The sequence below is a fragment of the Streptomyces sp. NPDC028289 genome (assembly GCF_055565975.1).
This window is the reverse complement of the sequence record NZ_JBVHTI010000011.1, coordinates 238,507-252,917: the sequence shown is the minus strand read 5'-3', so window position 1 is coordinate 252,917 and position 14,411 is coordinate 238,507. Positions and strand designations below refer to the sequence as shown.

14 protein-coding genes are annotated in these 14,411 nt (G+C 71.4%); all 14 read left to right on the top strand.

All coding sequences use genetic code 11. From position 1 onward, the window contains the following. Positions 1–16: 16 nt before the first annotated feature. Positions 17–1,864 carry a glycoside hydrolase family 15 protein gene (locus tag ACZ4UV_RS46020; RefSeq protein ID WP_467847277.1) on the top strand — a complete coding sequence of 616 codons (1,848 nt, stop codon included), beginning with the start codon at positions 17–19 and terminating at the stop codon, positions 1,862–1,864. Then, positions 1,861–3,315, top strand: coding sequence for an ATP-binding protein (locus ACZ4UV_RS46015; RefSeq protein ID WP_467847274.1), 1,455 nt, complete (start codon positions 1,861–1,863; stop codon positions 3,313–3,315). Before ACZ4UV_RS46020 ends, ACZ4UV_RS46015 begins: the two co-directional genes overlap by 4 nt. Next, positions 3,312–3,722: a roadblock/LC7 domain-containing protein gene (locus ACZ4UV_RS46010; protein WP_351717742.1), complete on the top strand. Its 411-nt coding sequence runs from the start codon at positions 3,312–3,314 to the stop codon at positions 3,720–3,722. The genes ACZ4UV_RS46015 and ACZ4UV_RS46010 overlap by 4 nt, the downstream gene beginning before the upstream one ends. Continuing rightward, positions 3,719–4,075 carry a DUF742 domain-containing protein gene (locus tag ACZ4UV_RS46005; RefSeq protein WP_351717744.1) on the top strand — a complete coding sequence of 119 codons (357 nt, stop codon included), beginning with the start codon at positions 3,719–3,721 and terminating at the stop codon, positions 4,073–4,075. Before ACZ4UV_RS46010 ends, ACZ4UV_RS46005 begins: the two co-directional genes overlap by 4 nt. Then, on the top strand, positions 4,053–4,643 hold the full coding sequence (locus tag ACZ4UV_RS46000) for a GTP-binding protein (protein WP_467847269.1): 591 nt from the start codon (positions 4,053–4,055) through the stop codon (positions 4,641–4,643). Before ACZ4UV_RS46005 ends, ACZ4UV_RS46000 begins: the two co-directional genes overlap by 23 nt. Continuing rightward, entirely contained in the window at positions 4,640–5,818 is a 1,179-nt protein-coding gene (locus ACZ4UV_RS45995) for a cytochrome P450 (protein WP_467847265.1), read from the top strand. Before ACZ4UV_RS46000 ends, ACZ4UV_RS45995 begins: the two co-directional genes overlap by 4 nt. Before the next feature lie 13 nt (positions 5,819–5,831). Beyond that, on the top strand, positions 5,832–7,064 hold the full coding sequence (locus ACZ4UV_RS45990) for a cytochrome P450 family protein (protein ID WP_467847261.1): 1,233 nt from the start codon (positions 5,832–5,834) through the stop codon (positions 7,062–7,064). Positions 7,065–7,090: 26 nt separating this feature from the next. After that, a complete protein-coding gene (locus ACZ4UV_RS45985) occupies positions 7,091–7,573 on the top strand; it encodes a LuxR C-terminal-related transcriptional regulator (RefSeq protein WP_467847258.1) in 483 nt (160 codons plus the stop codon). 83 nt (positions 7,574–7,656) lie between these two features. Beyond that, entirely contained in the window at positions 7,657–8,220 is a 564-nt protein-coding gene (locus ACZ4UV_RS45980; RefSeq protein WP_467847255.1) for a hypothetical protein, read from the top strand. Further along, the gene (locus ACZ4UV_RS45975) at positions 8,217–8,792 is read left to right on the top strand and encodes a DUF6624 domain-containing protein (RefSeq protein ID WP_467847252.1); all 576 of its coding nucleotides are present in this window, start codon (positions 8,217–8,219) and stop codon (positions 8,790–8,792) included. The genes ACZ4UV_RS45980 and ACZ4UV_RS45975 overlap by 4 nt, the downstream gene beginning before the upstream one ends. A gap of 154 nt (positions 8,793–8,946) precedes the next feature. Then, the gene (locus tag ACZ4UV_RS45970) at positions 8,947–9,132 is read left to right on the top strand and encodes an FxLD family lanthipeptide (protein ID WP_384577158.1); all 186 of its coding nucleotides are present in this window, start codon (positions 8,947–8,949) and stop codon (positions 9,130–9,132) included. An 85-nt stretch (positions 9,133–9,217) separates the two neighbouring features. Further along, positions 9,218–11,257: a lantibiotic dehydratase family protein gene (locus tag ACZ4UV_RS45965; protein ID WP_467847249.1), complete on the top strand. Its 2,040-nt coding sequence runs from the start codon at positions 9,218–9,220 to the stop codon at positions 11,255–11,257. Beyond that, positions 11,254–12,324 (top strand): lanthionine synthetase LanC family protein, encoded by a 1,071-nt coding sequence (locus ACZ4UV_RS45960; protein ID WP_351717760.1) that lies wholly within the window; start codon positions 11,254–11,256, stop codon positions 12,322–12,324. Before ACZ4UV_RS45965 ends, ACZ4UV_RS45960 begins: the two co-directional genes overlap by 4 nt. A 37-nt stretch (positions 12,325–12,361) precedes the next feature. Then, positions 12,362–14,407, top strand: coding sequence for a methyltransferase, FxLD system (gene fxlM / locus ACZ4UV_RS45955; protein WP_467847242.1), 2,046 nt, complete (start codon positions 12,362–12,364; stop codon positions 14,405–14,407). The last annotated feature ends 4 nt before the right edge of the window (positions 14,408–14,411 follow it).

The window sequence follows — 14,411 nt, the reverse complement described above, 5'->3', positions numbered from 1 at the left end:
CACGGAGATCCACACGATGAAACGGCTTCCGCGCATCGAGCAGTACGGCCTGATCGGCGACATGCAGACCAGCGCCCACGTCTGCGATGACGGTTCGATCGACTGGCTGTGCCTGCCCCGCTTCGACTCGCCGGCCCCGTTCCCGGCCCTGCTCGGTTCGGAGAAGCACGGGGCATGGCGCATAGCCCCCGCCGCCGCCTTCCAGGAGGGCTCCGCAGCAAGCGCCGAGCGGCGCTATGTCGGCGAGTTCCTCGTGCTGGAGACGGTGTGGACGACCTCCTCCGGCAGCGTGACGGTCACCGACTTCATGCCGCCGCGCAACGGAGCGCCGCAGGTGATCCGGATCGTGGAAGGCACGGCCGGTCAGGTGTTCATGGTGTCCGCGCTGCGCGCCCGCCCGGGCTACGGCCGCATCAGTCCGTGGGTCCACGAGGTGGGCGGGCGCATGGTGGCCGAGGGCGGCGAGGACGCACTGTGGCTGGACACGGCCACCGAGCAGCGGGAGAAGAACGGGGCCATCGTCGGCTCCTTCACGGTCACCGCCGGCGACAGCGTGGCCTTCGTGCTGAGCTGGAGCCCTTCCCACGGCAGCCCGCCCGAGATCCCAGAGCCCGAAGCCGCTCTGGAGGCGACCCTGGCGTTCTGGAAGGACTGGACGAGCCAGTGCACCTACACCGGGCCCTACCGCGACGCCGTCCTCCGCTCGCTCATCACCCTGAAGGCGATGACGTACGCGCCCAGCGGGGGCATCGTCGCCGCGCCGACCACATCGCTGCCCGAGGAACTCGGCGGCAAACGGAACTGGGACTACCGCTACACCTGGCTGCGCGATGCCTCCACCACCCTGGGCGCACTGCTCGGGTCGGGCTTTCGCCAGGAGGCCGGCTCCTTCCGCCTGTGGCTCCTGCGGGCGGTGGCCGGCGATCCGGAGAACCTGCAGATCATGTACGGCATCACCGGCCAGCGGGACCTGACGGAGCGGGAGCTGGGTTGGCTGCCCGGATACGAGAACTCCGCACCGGTCCGGATCGGCAACCGCGCGGCCGACCAAGTGCAGCTCGATGTCTACGGCTACGTGATCGAGACCCTCTACCTCGCGCACGAGAGCGATGTCGCCCACTGCGGCGACACTGCGGTCCTCCACCAGCGACTCGTTGAGCACCTCGCCGAGCGGTGGCAGATGCCCGACGAGGGGATCTGGGAAGTCCGCGGAAAGCGTCGGCACTTCGTCCATTCCAAGATCATGACTTGGGTGGCCGTCGACCGCACCATCCGCTTGATCGAGGCCGGCGCCATGGAAGCCGACCTGTTCGCACTGATCGAGCTGCGCGAGGCCATCCACCGCGACGTGTGCACCCGCGGCTTCGACGCCGAGCGCAACACCTTCACCCAGTCCTACGGATCGCAGGAGGTTGATGCCGCCCTGCTGCTGATCCCCCGGGTGGGCTTCCTGCCACCGGACGACCCGCGCGTGGTCGGAACGGTGGAAGCGGTCCGCCGGGAACTGTCCACCCCCGAGGGCTTCGTGCACCGGTACCGGACCACCGGGAAGCGCACCGGGATCGACGGCCTGACCGGTAACGAGGGGACCTTCCTCCTCTGCTCGTTCATGATGGTCGACGCGCTCGCCCTGACCGGCCGCCTGGACGAAGCCCACGCTCTGTTCGAGCGGCTGCTGGCCCTGCGCACCGACCTCGGCCTGCTCGCCGAGGAGTACGACCCCACCAGCGGGCGGCAGCTGGGCAACTTCCCACAGGCGTACAGCCACATCGGGGTCATCGGATCCGCGCTCCTGCTGCAGCAGCTTGGCGCGAGTGCGCCTACGGCCGACGCGGACATCCTCGTGGCGGCGAGTGCCCGATGAACACGCCCGCCATCACCACGTTCGTCCTGCTCGCCCTCGCGGCGGTCATCGCCTCGGCAATGATCTGGGTCACCCGTCGCCGCTGGCTCGCGGCACGACAGCAAGCACATCTGCTGACCCGAGAACAGCAGGCCACCGAGCAGGCCCTGGACCGGCTGGTCCACGAGGTACTGCCGCAGATCCACAAGGCCGGCGGCCGGGTTGCTCCGCCTGTTCTGCCGCCGGGGCTGACCGGCACCGCGGTCGGCGAGCGGCTGGAGCTCGTGGCCAAGGCCACTGCCGGCCTCGCCCAGGCCATCGTCCGTGACATCCGGTACGCCGCGCACCAGGAGATCGAACAGGTCAAGACACATGGGGCGGAGGAGCTGCGCCGTTCGCACACCGATGCACAGCAAGAGATCGCACGCGTGCAGGCGAACGCCGTGCGGTCGACCGAGGCCGCGGTGCGCAGCGTGTCATCGGCGCTGGTGGGCATGGCCGCCCGCACCAGCCGCAGGGTCAGCGAGGGGGTCCGGGCGCACCAGGACGACGCCACCTTCGAGACGCTGACCGGGATCGACCGCACCGTCCAACAGACGCTGCTGGTCGCACAGGGCTGGACCGTCCTGGCCGGCGGCAAGCTGACCCGACACTGGACCACCACGACCCTGACCGATGTCGTGCGGGCCGCGATGGGCTACGTCGAGGACTACCAGCGCGTGGCACCGCAGGAGCTGCCCCTCGCGGTGAAGACCCGTGTCGTCGGGCCCGTGGTGCACACCCTCGCCCTCCTGCTGGACAACGCGCTGCGGTTTTCCCCGCCGCAGTCCCGCGTCCACGTCTCCTTCGAGCAGGGCCACCACGGGGTCACCGTCATCGTGGACGACAGCGGCCTGCAGATGACGCCGGAACAGCTCGACGAGGCACGGGACGTCCTCACCGGCCAGCGCACCGACGACATCACACAGCTCGGCGCCCTTCCCAAGACCGGCTTTCGGGTGGCCGCTGCTCTCGCGCGCGACTACGGCTTCTGGGTCGACGTCCAGGCCCCCAACGCGCTGCTGGGCACCCGCGCGCTCCTCACCCTGCCCCAGGACCTCCTCACCACCGTGGCCGAGGCCGCACCCGCGCCCGCAGCGCACAGCGTCCCGCAGGGCGCGCTCGCACCCATCCCGGAGAGCCGCCTGGCACTGGCCCCGCCCGTGCGAGAACCGCAGCCCGTCCCCAACCCTGCACACCCGCCGGCAGAGGCGCGCCTCGATGATCCAGCCGCGGCCGGCACTACGGCCAGCGGGCTGACACGGCGCAACCGGCGCGGCACCCCGGCACCTGCTCCCGCCCGCCGCCCGGTCAACGCGGAGCCGGGACGCGCGAGCGTGATCGCCTCCTGGGCCCGCGGCACCCAGGCGGCACGCGCCGAACTTGACGCCGCCCCCTCCCTGACCCCTGACGAGCAAGGACACGAGGCATGAGCGAGAAGAACATCGGCTGGCTTCTGGAGCGCCTGGAGGAGACCGACGGCGTGGAGTACGCCGTGCTGGTCGCGGCCGACGGCATGAGCCCGGACTACACGCCCCGCCTCCGGAAGGAGCCGGCGGAGAAGATCGCCGCAATCACCTCGACGCTGTGGGCGGCGTCGCGGGCCTTCGACCGTGAGACGGGCGGCGGGGGCGTGCGCCAGTTCGTCATGGAGTCGGTCGACCACATCTCCCTGCTCATCCCGGCCGGCAAGAACACGATGCTCGCCGTCCGTACCAGCAGCCCCCACGTCGACATCGGCGTGATCAGCGAGGCCGCCCTGCGGCTGGCGGGCAGCGTGGGCGACCAGTTGGGTGTCAAGACCCGGGTGACCAGTGGCGTGGAAGCACCGCCAGCATGAGCAGGCCGCGGCAGGATCCCGACCTGGTCAGGCCCTACGTCCGCACGGGCGGACGTACCCGCCCCGGCACGGACGTGCGCCTGGAGAGCGTGGTCTTCGCCGCGACCGGCACCCACCCCGGACTCCATGCCGACGGACGCCGCCTGCTGGCCTTGTTCGCCGGCGCCCGCGGCGGTGGTCTGGCCGTCGCGGAGATCGCCTCCGAACTCGCCCTGCCGCCCTCGACCACCCGCATCCTCGTCGCCGATCTCATCGGACTCGGGCTGATGACCCTCGCCCAGGGCCACGACGACGAACGCCCTCCCGCCTCACTGATCGAAAGGGTCCTTCATGGCCTCCGCCGTCACGCCTGACCGGTTCGTCGCGCCGACGGTGACGGCGACCGCGAAGATCGTGGTCGCCGGAGCCTTCGGCGTGGGCAAGACGACCTTCGTCGGCAGCGTCTCCGAAGTGCCGCCCGTCCACATGGAAGAGACCATCACCCAGGCCAGCGCTCTGGTCGACGAACTGGATCGCACGCCGGAGAAATCCACTACAACCATCGGCGTCGACTTCGGGCGCAAGCATCTCGGCGACGACTTGGTGCTGTACCTGTTCGGCACCCCGGGCCAGGCCCGGTTCCGGTTCCTGTGGGAGGAGCTGATCGTCGGCGCCCTCGGCGCCCTGGTCCTGGTCGACCCCCGCGACCTCGACGCCTCCCACGAGATCCTCACCCTCCTCGAAGAGGCCGAAGTGGCGTACGCGGTCGCGGTCAACCAGTTCGACGGCGCACCCCGCTACCCGCTCGTCGAGATCCACGAGGCGCTCGCCCTGGACGGACACACCCCGCTGACCGTATGCGACGCCCGCGAGCGGGCGTCGTGCATGCAGGCCCTGATCCAGCTCACCGAATACCTCGCACGTCTGGAGCCCCGACCGTGAGCACAGCGCCCCCTCGCATCTCCCTGTACGAACCGGACTTCGCCCAAGACCCGCACGCCTTCTACAAGCGGATGCGCGAGCAGTTCGGTCCCCTGGTCCCGGTGGACCTGGCGCCCGGCGTGCCCGCCACGCTGGTCGTCGGCTACGAGGCGGCCCGCCGTATCCTCGGCGACCCTCAGCGCTTCCCCGCCGACCCGCGCAGGTGGCAGGTCACCGTCCCGGACACCTGCCCGATCCGGCCGATGATGGAGTACCGGCCCAACGCCCTGCGCTCCGCCGGCGCCGAGCACTCCCGCTACCGGGCCGCGAACACCGCCGCGTTGCAGGCCGTCGACCAGCACGCGCTGCGCGATCACGTCGAGCAGGTCGCTGCCCAGACCATCGGCGCCTTCGCAGCCGAGGGGAAGGCCGACCTGCTGGCCCAGTACGCCTGGCCGCTCGCCTTTAAGATGCTCAGCCACCTGCTCGGCTGCCCCGACGAGGTCGGGCTGCGGATCGCGGACGGCATGTCCAAGATCTTCGATGGGGTCAACGCCTCCATCGGCAACCAAATCCTCGCCCAGGCCGTCACCGACCTCGTCGCCCTGCGCCGGGCGCATCCCGGTGACGACGTGACCAGCAGGCTCCTCGTCCACGTCGCGCGGCTGAACGACACCGAGATGGGCCAGCAGCTCATCACCCTCTACGGCGCAGGCATCGAACCGCTGACCAACCTAATCGCCAACACGCTCCTGGAGATGCTCACCAACCCCGACTTCTCCGGGGACCTGCACGCCGGCGATGCCTCCGTCCGCGAAGCCCTGGACACGGTCCTGTACCGCGACCCGCCGCTGGCGAACTTCTCCATGAGCTACCCGCCTCGGCCGGCCGACGTCGGCGGCTACCTGCTCCCGGCCGACGAGCCGGTGGTCATCAGTTACGCCGCCTGCAACAACGACCCCGACCTCGGCGGGCGCGCGCCGCTGGGCAACCGCGCCCACCTCGCGTGGGGCGCCGGCCCGCACGGATGTCCGGCTAGCTCGCACGCCTACCTCATCGCGGAGGCCGCCATCCTCCACGTCCTCGACGCCCTGCCCGAGATGGACCTCGCCACCCGCCGCGAGGACCTCACCTGGCGCCCCGGCCCCTTCCACCGCTCCCTGGTGACCTTGCCGGTCACCTTCCCCACCAGCTGAAAGAGACCCCGACGTGCCCGAACAGCAGATCCTCGTCCTCGACCCCACCGGCAGTGACCCGGACGCCGAACACCAGGCGCTGCGCGAGCGCGGCCCCGCCGCCCTCGTGGACATCCTCGGCGTGCGCGCCTGGTCCGTCTCCGACCCGGCCCTCCTCAAGCAACTGCTCACCAGCAAGGACGTCTCCAAGGATGGCCGCGCCCACTGGCCGGCCTTCGCCGAGACCGTCCCCACCTGGCCGCTGGCCCTGTGGGTCGCGGTGGAGAACATGTTCACCGCCTACGGCGCGAACCACAGCCGCCTGCGCCGCATGGTCGCCCCCGCCCTCTCCGCCCGCCGCACCACCGCCCTCCAAACGAGCGTCGAGACCCTGGTCACCGGCCTGCTCGACGACCTCGACGCCCTCCCGGCCGGGGACAGCGTCGACCTGCGCGAGCACCTCGCCTACCCGCTGCCGATCGCCGTCATCGGACAGCTCATGGGCGTCCCCGTCAGCCACCGCGCCGAGTTCCGCACCGTGGTCGACAACGTGTTCGCCACCCACCTCACCGCCGAGGAACAGGCAGCCAACGCCGCCGCCCTCTACCGCCTGCTGGACGCCCTCATCACCACCAAGCGGACCACGCCCGGCGAGGACATGACCTCGCTGCTGATCGCCACCCGCGACGAGGAAGGCGACGGTTCCACCCTCAGCGACGCCGAACTGCGCGACACGCTCCTGCTGATGATCAGCGCCGGGTACGAGACCACCGTCAACGTCATCGACCAGGCCCTCACCACCCTGCTGTCCGATCCGCAACAGCTCGCCCACGTACGGGACGGCCGGTCCACCTGGCAGGACATCGTCGAGGAGACCCTGCGGCACGAACCCGCGGTCAAGCACCTGCCCCTGCGCTACGCCCTCACCGACATCCCGCTCCCCGATGGGCAGACCATCCACTCCGGCGACGCCATCCTCGCCTCCTACGCCGCCGCCAACCGGCACCCCAGCCTGCACCAGGACGCCGACCAGTTCGACGCCACCAGGGTCAGCAAGGAGCACCTCGCCTTCGGGCACGGCGTCCACTTCTGTCTCGGTGCCCCGCTGGCCCGCCTCGAAGTCGCCACCGCCCTGCGCCTGTTCTTCGAGCGCTTCCCCGACGCCCAGCTCGCCACCCGGCGCGAGGACCTGCAGCGCCTGCCGAGCCTCATCAGCAACGGACACACCAGCGTCCCCGTCCTGCTGCGCCCCACGACGACCGACTGACCGGCCCTCAACGAGGAACCCTTGCCATGACCGCCCCCGCCCCAACACAGCCCCTCACCCCGTCCGAACAGCGCATCGCCCAGCACGTGATCAAGGGCCTGGACGCCCGCGCGATCGCAGCCGCCACCGAGCTCAAGCCGAACACCGTCCACTCCACACTGCGCACCGTGCGCTGGAAGCTGGCCTGCCCCGAACGCTGCTCCCTCGCCGTCGTCGCCCACCGCCTCCTCGACTCCGACCAGCTGACCGCCCCGACACCGCAGCGGCCCGCTCCGGATCTCAGCCCCGAACAGATCAGCCTGCTCAAGGCCGCCGCCGAACACACCCTGCCCCGCGACATCGCCCTAGCCGCCGACCTCGCCCCGGCCGACCTACGCGACGCCCTCGCCCAACTCCTCGCCGCCGCAGGGGCACAGGACACCACCGAACTGGTGGTGCTGGGGCACAGCTGGAAGCTGCTGCCGGCCGAGGAAGCCGCTCACGCGACGCGAAGCGGGGCAAGCCAGTGATCCGGCCCACGACCTCCACGGCCAGCGAAGACCGCTCCGCCCCCGTCCCGTTCACGCCCACACCACAGGCTGCCATCTACGAGATGCGCATGCTGCGCACCGCGGCCGAGCGCGAGGAAGCCGCCGCCCTCGTCCAGGACCGCCAGCGCTGGCTCACCCTTCACGGCCTGCCCGTACCCGCCCGCGCTGACATCCCGGCACTCTTCCGCGAGGCGCAGACCGTGTCCGCCGGACTGTTCGAGGACGGGAGGCTGCTGGCCTGCATGATCCCCGAGCAGGACCCCGACCTCGGATGGGGACAGGGCCCGTGCCTCTTCCTGGGCTGCGTCCACACCCTGCCGGGCCAGTCCGACGACATCACTCGTCTGATCACCCTGTGGGCGTCCGACTTCGCCGCCCGATTCGACCTCCACGTCGTACGGGCCGAAACCCTGGCCCGCCACGCCCTCGAAGCCGAACCCCTCGCCGCCCTCCTGCATCGACTCACCGACACCGGCTGGGACGTGCGCGGATCCGGCCCCGGACGCGACGGCGATCGAGTCGCCCGTCTCGAACTCCCCGCCGAGCCCCGCCCCGGGCTCCGCGCACTGATCAGCTGTCAGGTCCACGCGCCGCAGCCCGCCCCGGACGATCGGAGCACCGCATGACAACCGACGAACCGCAGCGGCCCGACCTCGCCCGCGAGCTGATCACCCGCGCCACGGAATCGGCCGCGCACCGGGCCAAGCGCGTGCGCGACCAACTCGACGCCGTCCAACTCGGACAGGGCCGGCACACCGACCACGCCAACACCAAAGTGCTGCGCCGCATCCTGGCCGACCACGACTGGCCCGGCCATCGCCTCGTCGGCCCCGATGCGGCCCGTGCCGCATGGCGCATCGCCCTGCACAGCGACGACGAACCCGACTTCCAGCGCGCCGCCACCACCCTCCTCGGGCGCGCAGTCCAGGCCGGCGACGCGCTGGTCCTGCACTGGGCGCACCTGCACGACCGCGCCCTCATCACCAGCGGGCGCGACCAGGAGTACGGCACCCAGCTCCTGCTGAGCATCAACGGCATCGAACTGTGCCCGCTGCGCGCGCCGGAGTCAGTCGACACACGCAGAGCCACCGTCGGTCTACCGCCGATCGCCGTCGCACTGAAGGCGGTGCACCGCCGGTACACGCCCAGCGGCTCTGTCGATGAAACCCCGACCTTCGTCCTCGCGGAGGCCACGTAAAGAAGCGCAGCCCGCAGGAGCCTGACGGCACGACACCCCCTTCCGGACGCGCGACCCTCAGGCGACTTCGCCGCCCATCGCCGTCCGGCAGCAGACCCCGGGGTCCGACCGGGCCTCGGCATCCCGCACCATCCACCACTCCTAGGAGGCATGCATGACCGCCATCCAGGCCGAGAGGCCGACCGCCCCCGCGCAGGCGGACCTCGTGAAGACCGACGACGACCCGTTCGGACTCGACATCACCTTCATCGAGGGCACGCCGGCGACCGAGACGGTCCTGATGTGCAGCACGGGCGACAACTGCGGCAGCTCCTGCCCCAGCGCCTGCACCACCTCGTAAGCCGGATCACCCGGCAATGCGGGCCGGACGGGGCTCTCCCCGTCCGGCCCGCCCGCCCGCCACGCAGAAGATGAGGAGAGCCCTGATGACACAGCACCGGCCCAGCCTGTACGAAGCGGCGGGGCAGGCCATGCTGCGCGCCGCGGTCCACACGACCGAGCCCGCCATGCTGCCCTGGCCGGCGACCACGGCGCCCGTGGATGAGTGGCGCGCATGGCTGAGCACGGTGTGGTCCGACACCGACTTCCGCCACACCGTGTCGCAGGCGAGCCTTCACCTTGCGCACCAGGTACAGGCCATCATCGACGGCCGCACACCGAAGGTGCGCCGGATGCGGCGGGCGGCGCTGTCCACCGCCCGATACGCGATCCGCTACGCCCGCCGCTCCACCCCTTATGGCCTGTTCGCCGGCGTCGCCCCGCTCGGCTTCGCGCAGACCACGTCAGTTCGCATCGGCGACGAGCACCAGGCCGTGACCCGCCTCGAGCCGGTCGGGCTCGATGAGATGCTCAGCGCCTGGGAGAGCGACGCTGCGCGCATGGCCGACGCCGAGGTCTGCGTCAACACCCTGATCTATCAGCGCGACCATCACATCCACGTGCCCTCCGAGGGCGACGCCGAGTTCCGCCTCGCTCTGAGCCCCGCGCTGCGTCTCATCCTCGGCCTGGCCCGATCGCCGATCGGGTATCGCCAGTTGTCGGGCAAGCTGGCCGCGGAGTTCCCCGCCGTGAGCGGCACCGCGCGCAACCGCCTGCTGGGTGAACTGCTGCGGGTGCGGCTCCTGCGCTCCTCGCTGCGCGCGCCCGCCACCGTCGCCGACCCCACCGACGTCTTGCCGCCCGCGGTGCGCGCTCAGGCCGCCGGCCTGCGGACAGCGTGCGACCTGCGGCTGGACGCCGACGTGCGGCTGCCCGTGCAGGTGCTGACCGAAGTGGAGACCGCCGCGACCGTCCTGGCCCGCCTGGTCACCCATCCGACCGGGACACCGCCCTGGCGGCGATGGATCGAACAATTCTGCGAACGCTACGGCGAGAACACCGCAATGCCGGTGGAAGCGGTGACGGACCCTGACCGGGGCGTGGGCTTCCCTGCAGGGTTTGTTACGGCGAGCGAACCGCCCCGGCCGATGTCCCGGCGTGACCGCCTGCTGCTGGAGCTGGCCGGCACCGCCGCCACCGAGGGCAGCCGCATCGTTACGGTGACCGGGGCGATGATCGAGGAACTGGAAGCAGCAGCGGGCGACAAGCCCCGCGACCTGGCTCCCCACCTCGAACTGGCCGCACAGGTCCACGCCGCCTCTGTTCCGGCCCTGGACCGGGGCGACTTCCGGCTGCGCGTGCTGACCGTCTCCCGCTCGGCCGGGTCGATGACCGGCCGGTTCTGGCACCTGTTTCCCGGCACCGAGACGGCCTACACGAACCTGCCCACCGTCGACCCGGAGGCGGAAACCGCGCAACTCTCCTTCCCCGCCGGGCGAGTGCCGGCCGACCTGCTCACACGCGCGCCCCAGGCCCTGCCCCGGATCGTCAGCGTCGGCGAATTCCGCCACCCCAGCCCGCACGTCCTCCTCCCCCGCGACCTCGCGGTCACCGTCACCAACGGTCGGCCCCGGCTAGTGGAGTCCGCGACGGGCAAGCGACTGGAGCTGCTGGCCCCCACCGCGATCAACTTCCTGTGGAACCACTACACCCCGCCGATGGCCCGCTTCCTCGGCGAGATCAGCCGGGCCACTTCGCCGCAGGTGACCTGGTTCGACTGGGGCGCCGCCTGGACCCTGCCCTTCACCCCAGCCCTCACCTACCGGCGCACCATCCTCACCGCCGCCCGATGGAAGATCCGCAGCCGCTCCCTGCCCGCCCGCGCCGCCCCACTCCAGCAGTGGGCGGACCAACTCCACGCCTGGCGTGCCCGGTTCCGGGTTCCCGAGCGGGTTCTGCTCGCCGAGGACGATCAGCAGCTGCCCCTCGACCTCACTCGCGACGTCGACCTGGACCTCCTGCGGGCGCACCTGGACGCCAGCCCCTTCGGCATCGCCAGCCTGTACGACGCACCCCCGCCGGACGCCGACGGGTGGATCGGCGGCCGGGCCCACAGCATCGTCGTGCCCCTGGCCAGGCGCTCATGACCACGACGACCGTGCCCCGTACGCAGGACCTGTCCGAGGGTGTCCTGGGGATGGCCCTGCTCGACATCGAGCGCCGGGACTTGTCCACCGCCCGCCGCCACCTCGCCCAGGCCACCGTCCGGGGGGTGAGCACCGGCAGCAACGCCAGCCTCTTCCACGGTGCCCCCGCCCTGGAGTTCGTCCTGGCCCGCGCCCACGGGGACGGCGACGACGTCCGCGCGGCCGTCGACCGCGTCGTGGATGCCCGGCTCGCCGCCGCCCACCGCCGTCAGGCGGCCGACGTTCTGCCCCGCCTTGCCGAATGGGACCTCATCCGCGGTCTGACCGGGCTCGCCGCCTTGCTGCTGTCCCGCCGCCCGATCGCGCCCCGCCTGCCCGACGTTCTTGCCTGCCTCGTCGCGCTCCCTCACCCCGTCCGTTGTGACAGTCGGATGCTGCCCGGGTGGTGGTCGCCGGTCGGCCCTGACGGGAAGGAGATGGCCGGCGGGCACGGCAACAACGGCATGGCCCACGGCATCGCGGGGCCCCTGTCCGTGCTTTCCCTCGCCCTGCGCGCTGGAGTCAGCGTCCCCGGCCAGGAGGAGGCCGTCGGCACGTTCGCGACCTGGCTCGACCGGCACGGCACCCACTACTGGTCCACCGCAGCGCACTTGGAGGTCGACCAGCCGCCCGCAGCGGATTCGGCCCGCCAGTCCTGGTGCTACGGCCAGCCCGGCATCGCCCGCGCCCAGCAGCTCGCCGCGCTCGCCCTCGGCGACTCCGCCCGTCGCCGGGCGGCCGAGGACACCGTGGAGACCATCCTGACCGACCCGCTGCGGCTGGCCCGCATCACCGACTCGACCCTCTGCCACGGGTGGGCTGGGCTGCTGATGCTCACCCGCGCGGTCGCCGCCGACAGCCCCGCACCCGCACGCTTCACCCCGATCATCCAGGACCTGCGCCGACGACTGGCCGACGACTGGGAGCGCCTACCGAAACCCGGATTCATGGAAGGCCGCGCCGGCGCCCAACTTGCCCTGAACGCCGCCGACACCACCGGCTGGACCCGTGTCCTCCTGCTCACCTGACCCTCTCCCCCACCGCCTCGCAAGGAGTTTCCTGCCCATGACCTTCGACGCCGAGAACCTTCCGATCCCCCCGGACACGTCCTGGTGGCACGCCTCCGTGGCTTTCCCCGACCCGCACGCGGACGCCGCCCGGGCACTGGCGACCGCGCTGGCCGGGCACCGCTTCCACTTCCTGCGCAAGGACGCCGGCGTGCGCCTGCGCACCGAACAGCCCGTCCCCGGCCTGCTGGACCAGCTCGTCGCCGACCGCGTGATCACCGGCTGGACGGACGGGATCTATGAGCCGGAGACCCACGCCTTCGGCGGCTCCGAAGGCATGGAGGTGGCGCACGACATGTTCTGCGCCGACAGCCCGGCCGCGCTCGCCGAGACCGGCACCCCCGGCGCCCGCGAACGCAGCGTGATGCTGCTGTCCGCCATGATCCACGAGGCAGGACTGGACCCGTTCGAAGCCGGAGACGTGTACGCCCGGTGGGCCGCCCTCCGGCCCCCCGTCACCCCGCCCCACGGGCCCGCCCTGGAGCAAGCCGTCTCCGCGATGCGGCGGCTGATGAACGCGGACGCCGCCCGGCGCCCCGACGCGGAGGCGGGCTGGGACGAGCGCGTCGCCGCATTCGAGGACGCCGGCCGCCGCCTGCGTCGGCTCGCCGCCGACGGCCGGCTGATACGCGGAATCCGGGGCGTCATCGCCCATCACGCGATCTTCGCGTTCAACCGCGCCGGGGTGCCTGCAGACGCGCAGGCCGCCACCGCGTGGCTCGGCCGTCACGTCGCCTTCTCCACCGGAGAAGGAGCGGACGTGTCTACCCGCAAGTCCGTCCCGGCGGACCCTAGCCTCCCTCGAATGGAGACCACCATGACACCCGTAACCGACCCGAACCAGCTGCGCGAAACCCTCGCCCAGCGGCTCGTCGACAGCGGCCACCTGCGTAGCCAGGCGGCCATCGACGCCTTCCGCACCACCGACCGACACGCCTTCCTGCCCGGCGTCGATCTGGAGAGCGCGTACAAGGAGGACGCCGTCCCGATCAAGCACGACGAGCACGGAGAGATGATCTCCTGTATCTCCGCGCCGTCCATCGTCGCCACCCAGCTCGAACAGCTCGGCGCCCAGCCCGGCCACAAGGTCCTGGAAGCCGGCGCCGCCACCGGCTACAACGCCGCGCTCCTCGGCAAGATCGTCTCCCCTGGCGGACAGGTGTGGACCCTCGACGTGGACCAGGACCTCGTCGCTGGCGCGAACAAGAACCTCGACGGGGTCGGCGTCGACAATGCCACCGCGGTCATGGCCGACGGCGCAGCCGGGCTGCCCGAGCATGCCCCTTACGACCGGATCATCTTCACCGTCGGCGCCGGCGACGTCCCCGTGAAAATCCTCGACCAGCTCGCCCTCAACGGACGACTCGTGCTGCCGATGCGCATCCGCGGCAGCGTCTCCCGCTCCTTCGCTTTCGAACGCGACGGCGACACGTGGAAGACCGTCTCCTGCGAGATGGCCACCTTCGTCCCCCTGCGCAAGGGCGTCTGCGACGACGTGTACACCCTCCTGCCCATGGCCGGGGAAGGCACGGTGCGTCTGGAGACCTTCAGCGAGCAGGACGTCGACCGCGACGCCCTGCGCTCCGTCCTCGACCAGCAGCAGACCAAGCTCTACACCGCAGTGAAGTTCCGGCAGGGCTCGGCGTGGGAGTGGCTCTACTTGTACTTGGCCGCCGTCCTGCCCAACGGCCTCTCCCGCCTGCCGGGCCAGCGCCCCGGGTTCACCCCCCACTTCGGCTGGGGCTCCATGGCCGCTCTCGACGGCGGTTCGCTCGCGTACCTGACCATCCGCGAGGGCGAGGATGAGAAGGGCCGGTACTGGGAGGTCGGCGTGATCGGCCACGGCGAGGGCGGCGCCGACCTCGCCGAGCGCGTCGTGAGTGAGATCCGCGCCTGGGACGCGACCGGAGGCAACGACGCCCCCGAGCCGGGCTTCCGGATGGCCGTCGCCGACTCCCGCGACCGGCTGACGGCGGACGACCCGCGCTTCATCATCGACAAGCCCTACAGCCGACTGGTCGTCGACTGGGCGCGCAAGGGCTGAGCCG

What these genes read in the sequence shown, in the direction of transcription:
- ACZ4UV_RS46020 (WP_467847277.1), top strand. Translation starts at nt 17, where the DNA reads ATGAAACGGCTTCCGCGCATCGAGCAGTACGGCCTGATCGGCGACATG.
- ACZ4UV_RS46015 (WP_467847274.1), top strand. Translation starts at nt 1,861, where the DNA reads ATGAACACGCCCGCCATCACCACGTTCGTCCTGCTCGCCCTCGCGGCG.
- ACZ4UV_RS46010 (WP_351717742.1), top strand. Translation starts at nt 3,312, where the DNA reads ATGAGCGAGAAGAACATCGGCTGGCTTCTGGAGCGCCTGGAGGAGACC.
- ACZ4UV_RS46005 (WP_351717744.1), top strand. Translation starts at nt 3,719, where the DNA reads ATGAGCAGGCCGCGGCAGGATCCCGACCTGGTCAGGCCCTACGTCCGC.
- ACZ4UV_RS46000 (WP_467847269.1), top strand. Translation starts at nt 4,053, where the DNA reads ATGGCCTCCGCCGTCACGCCTGACCGGTTCGTCGCGCCGACGGTGACG.
- ACZ4UV_RS45985 (WP_467847258.1), top strand. Translation starts at nt 7,091, where the DNA reads ATGACCGCCCCCGCCCCAACACAGCCCCTCACCCCGTCCGAACAGCGC.
- ACZ4UV_RS45980 (WP_467847255.1), top strand. Translation starts at nt 7,657, where the DNA reads ATGCGCATGCTGCGCACCGCGGCCGAGCGCGAGGAAGCCGCCGCCCTC.
- ACZ4UV_RS45975 (WP_467847252.1), top strand. Translation starts at nt 8,217, where the DNA reads ATGACAACCGACGAACCGCAGCGGCCCGACCTCGCCCGCGAGCTGATC.
- ACZ4UV_RS45970 (WP_384577158.1), top strand. Translation starts at nt 8,947, where the DNA reads ATGACCGCCATCCAGGCCGAGAGGCCGACCGCCCCCGCGCAGGCGGAC.
- ACZ4UV_RS45965 (WP_467847249.1), top strand. Translation starts at nt 9,218, where the DNA reads ATGACACAGCACCGGCCCAGCCTGTACGAAGCGGCGGGGCAGGCCATG.
- ACZ4UV_RS45960 (WP_351717760.1), top strand. Translation starts at nt 11,254, where the DNA reads ATGACCACGACGACCGTGCCCCGTACGCAGGACCTGTCCGAGGGTGTC.
- fxlM (WP_467847242.1), top strand. Translation starts at nt 12,362, where the DNA reads ATGACCTTCGACGCCGAGAACCTTCCGATCCCCCCGGACACGTCCTGG.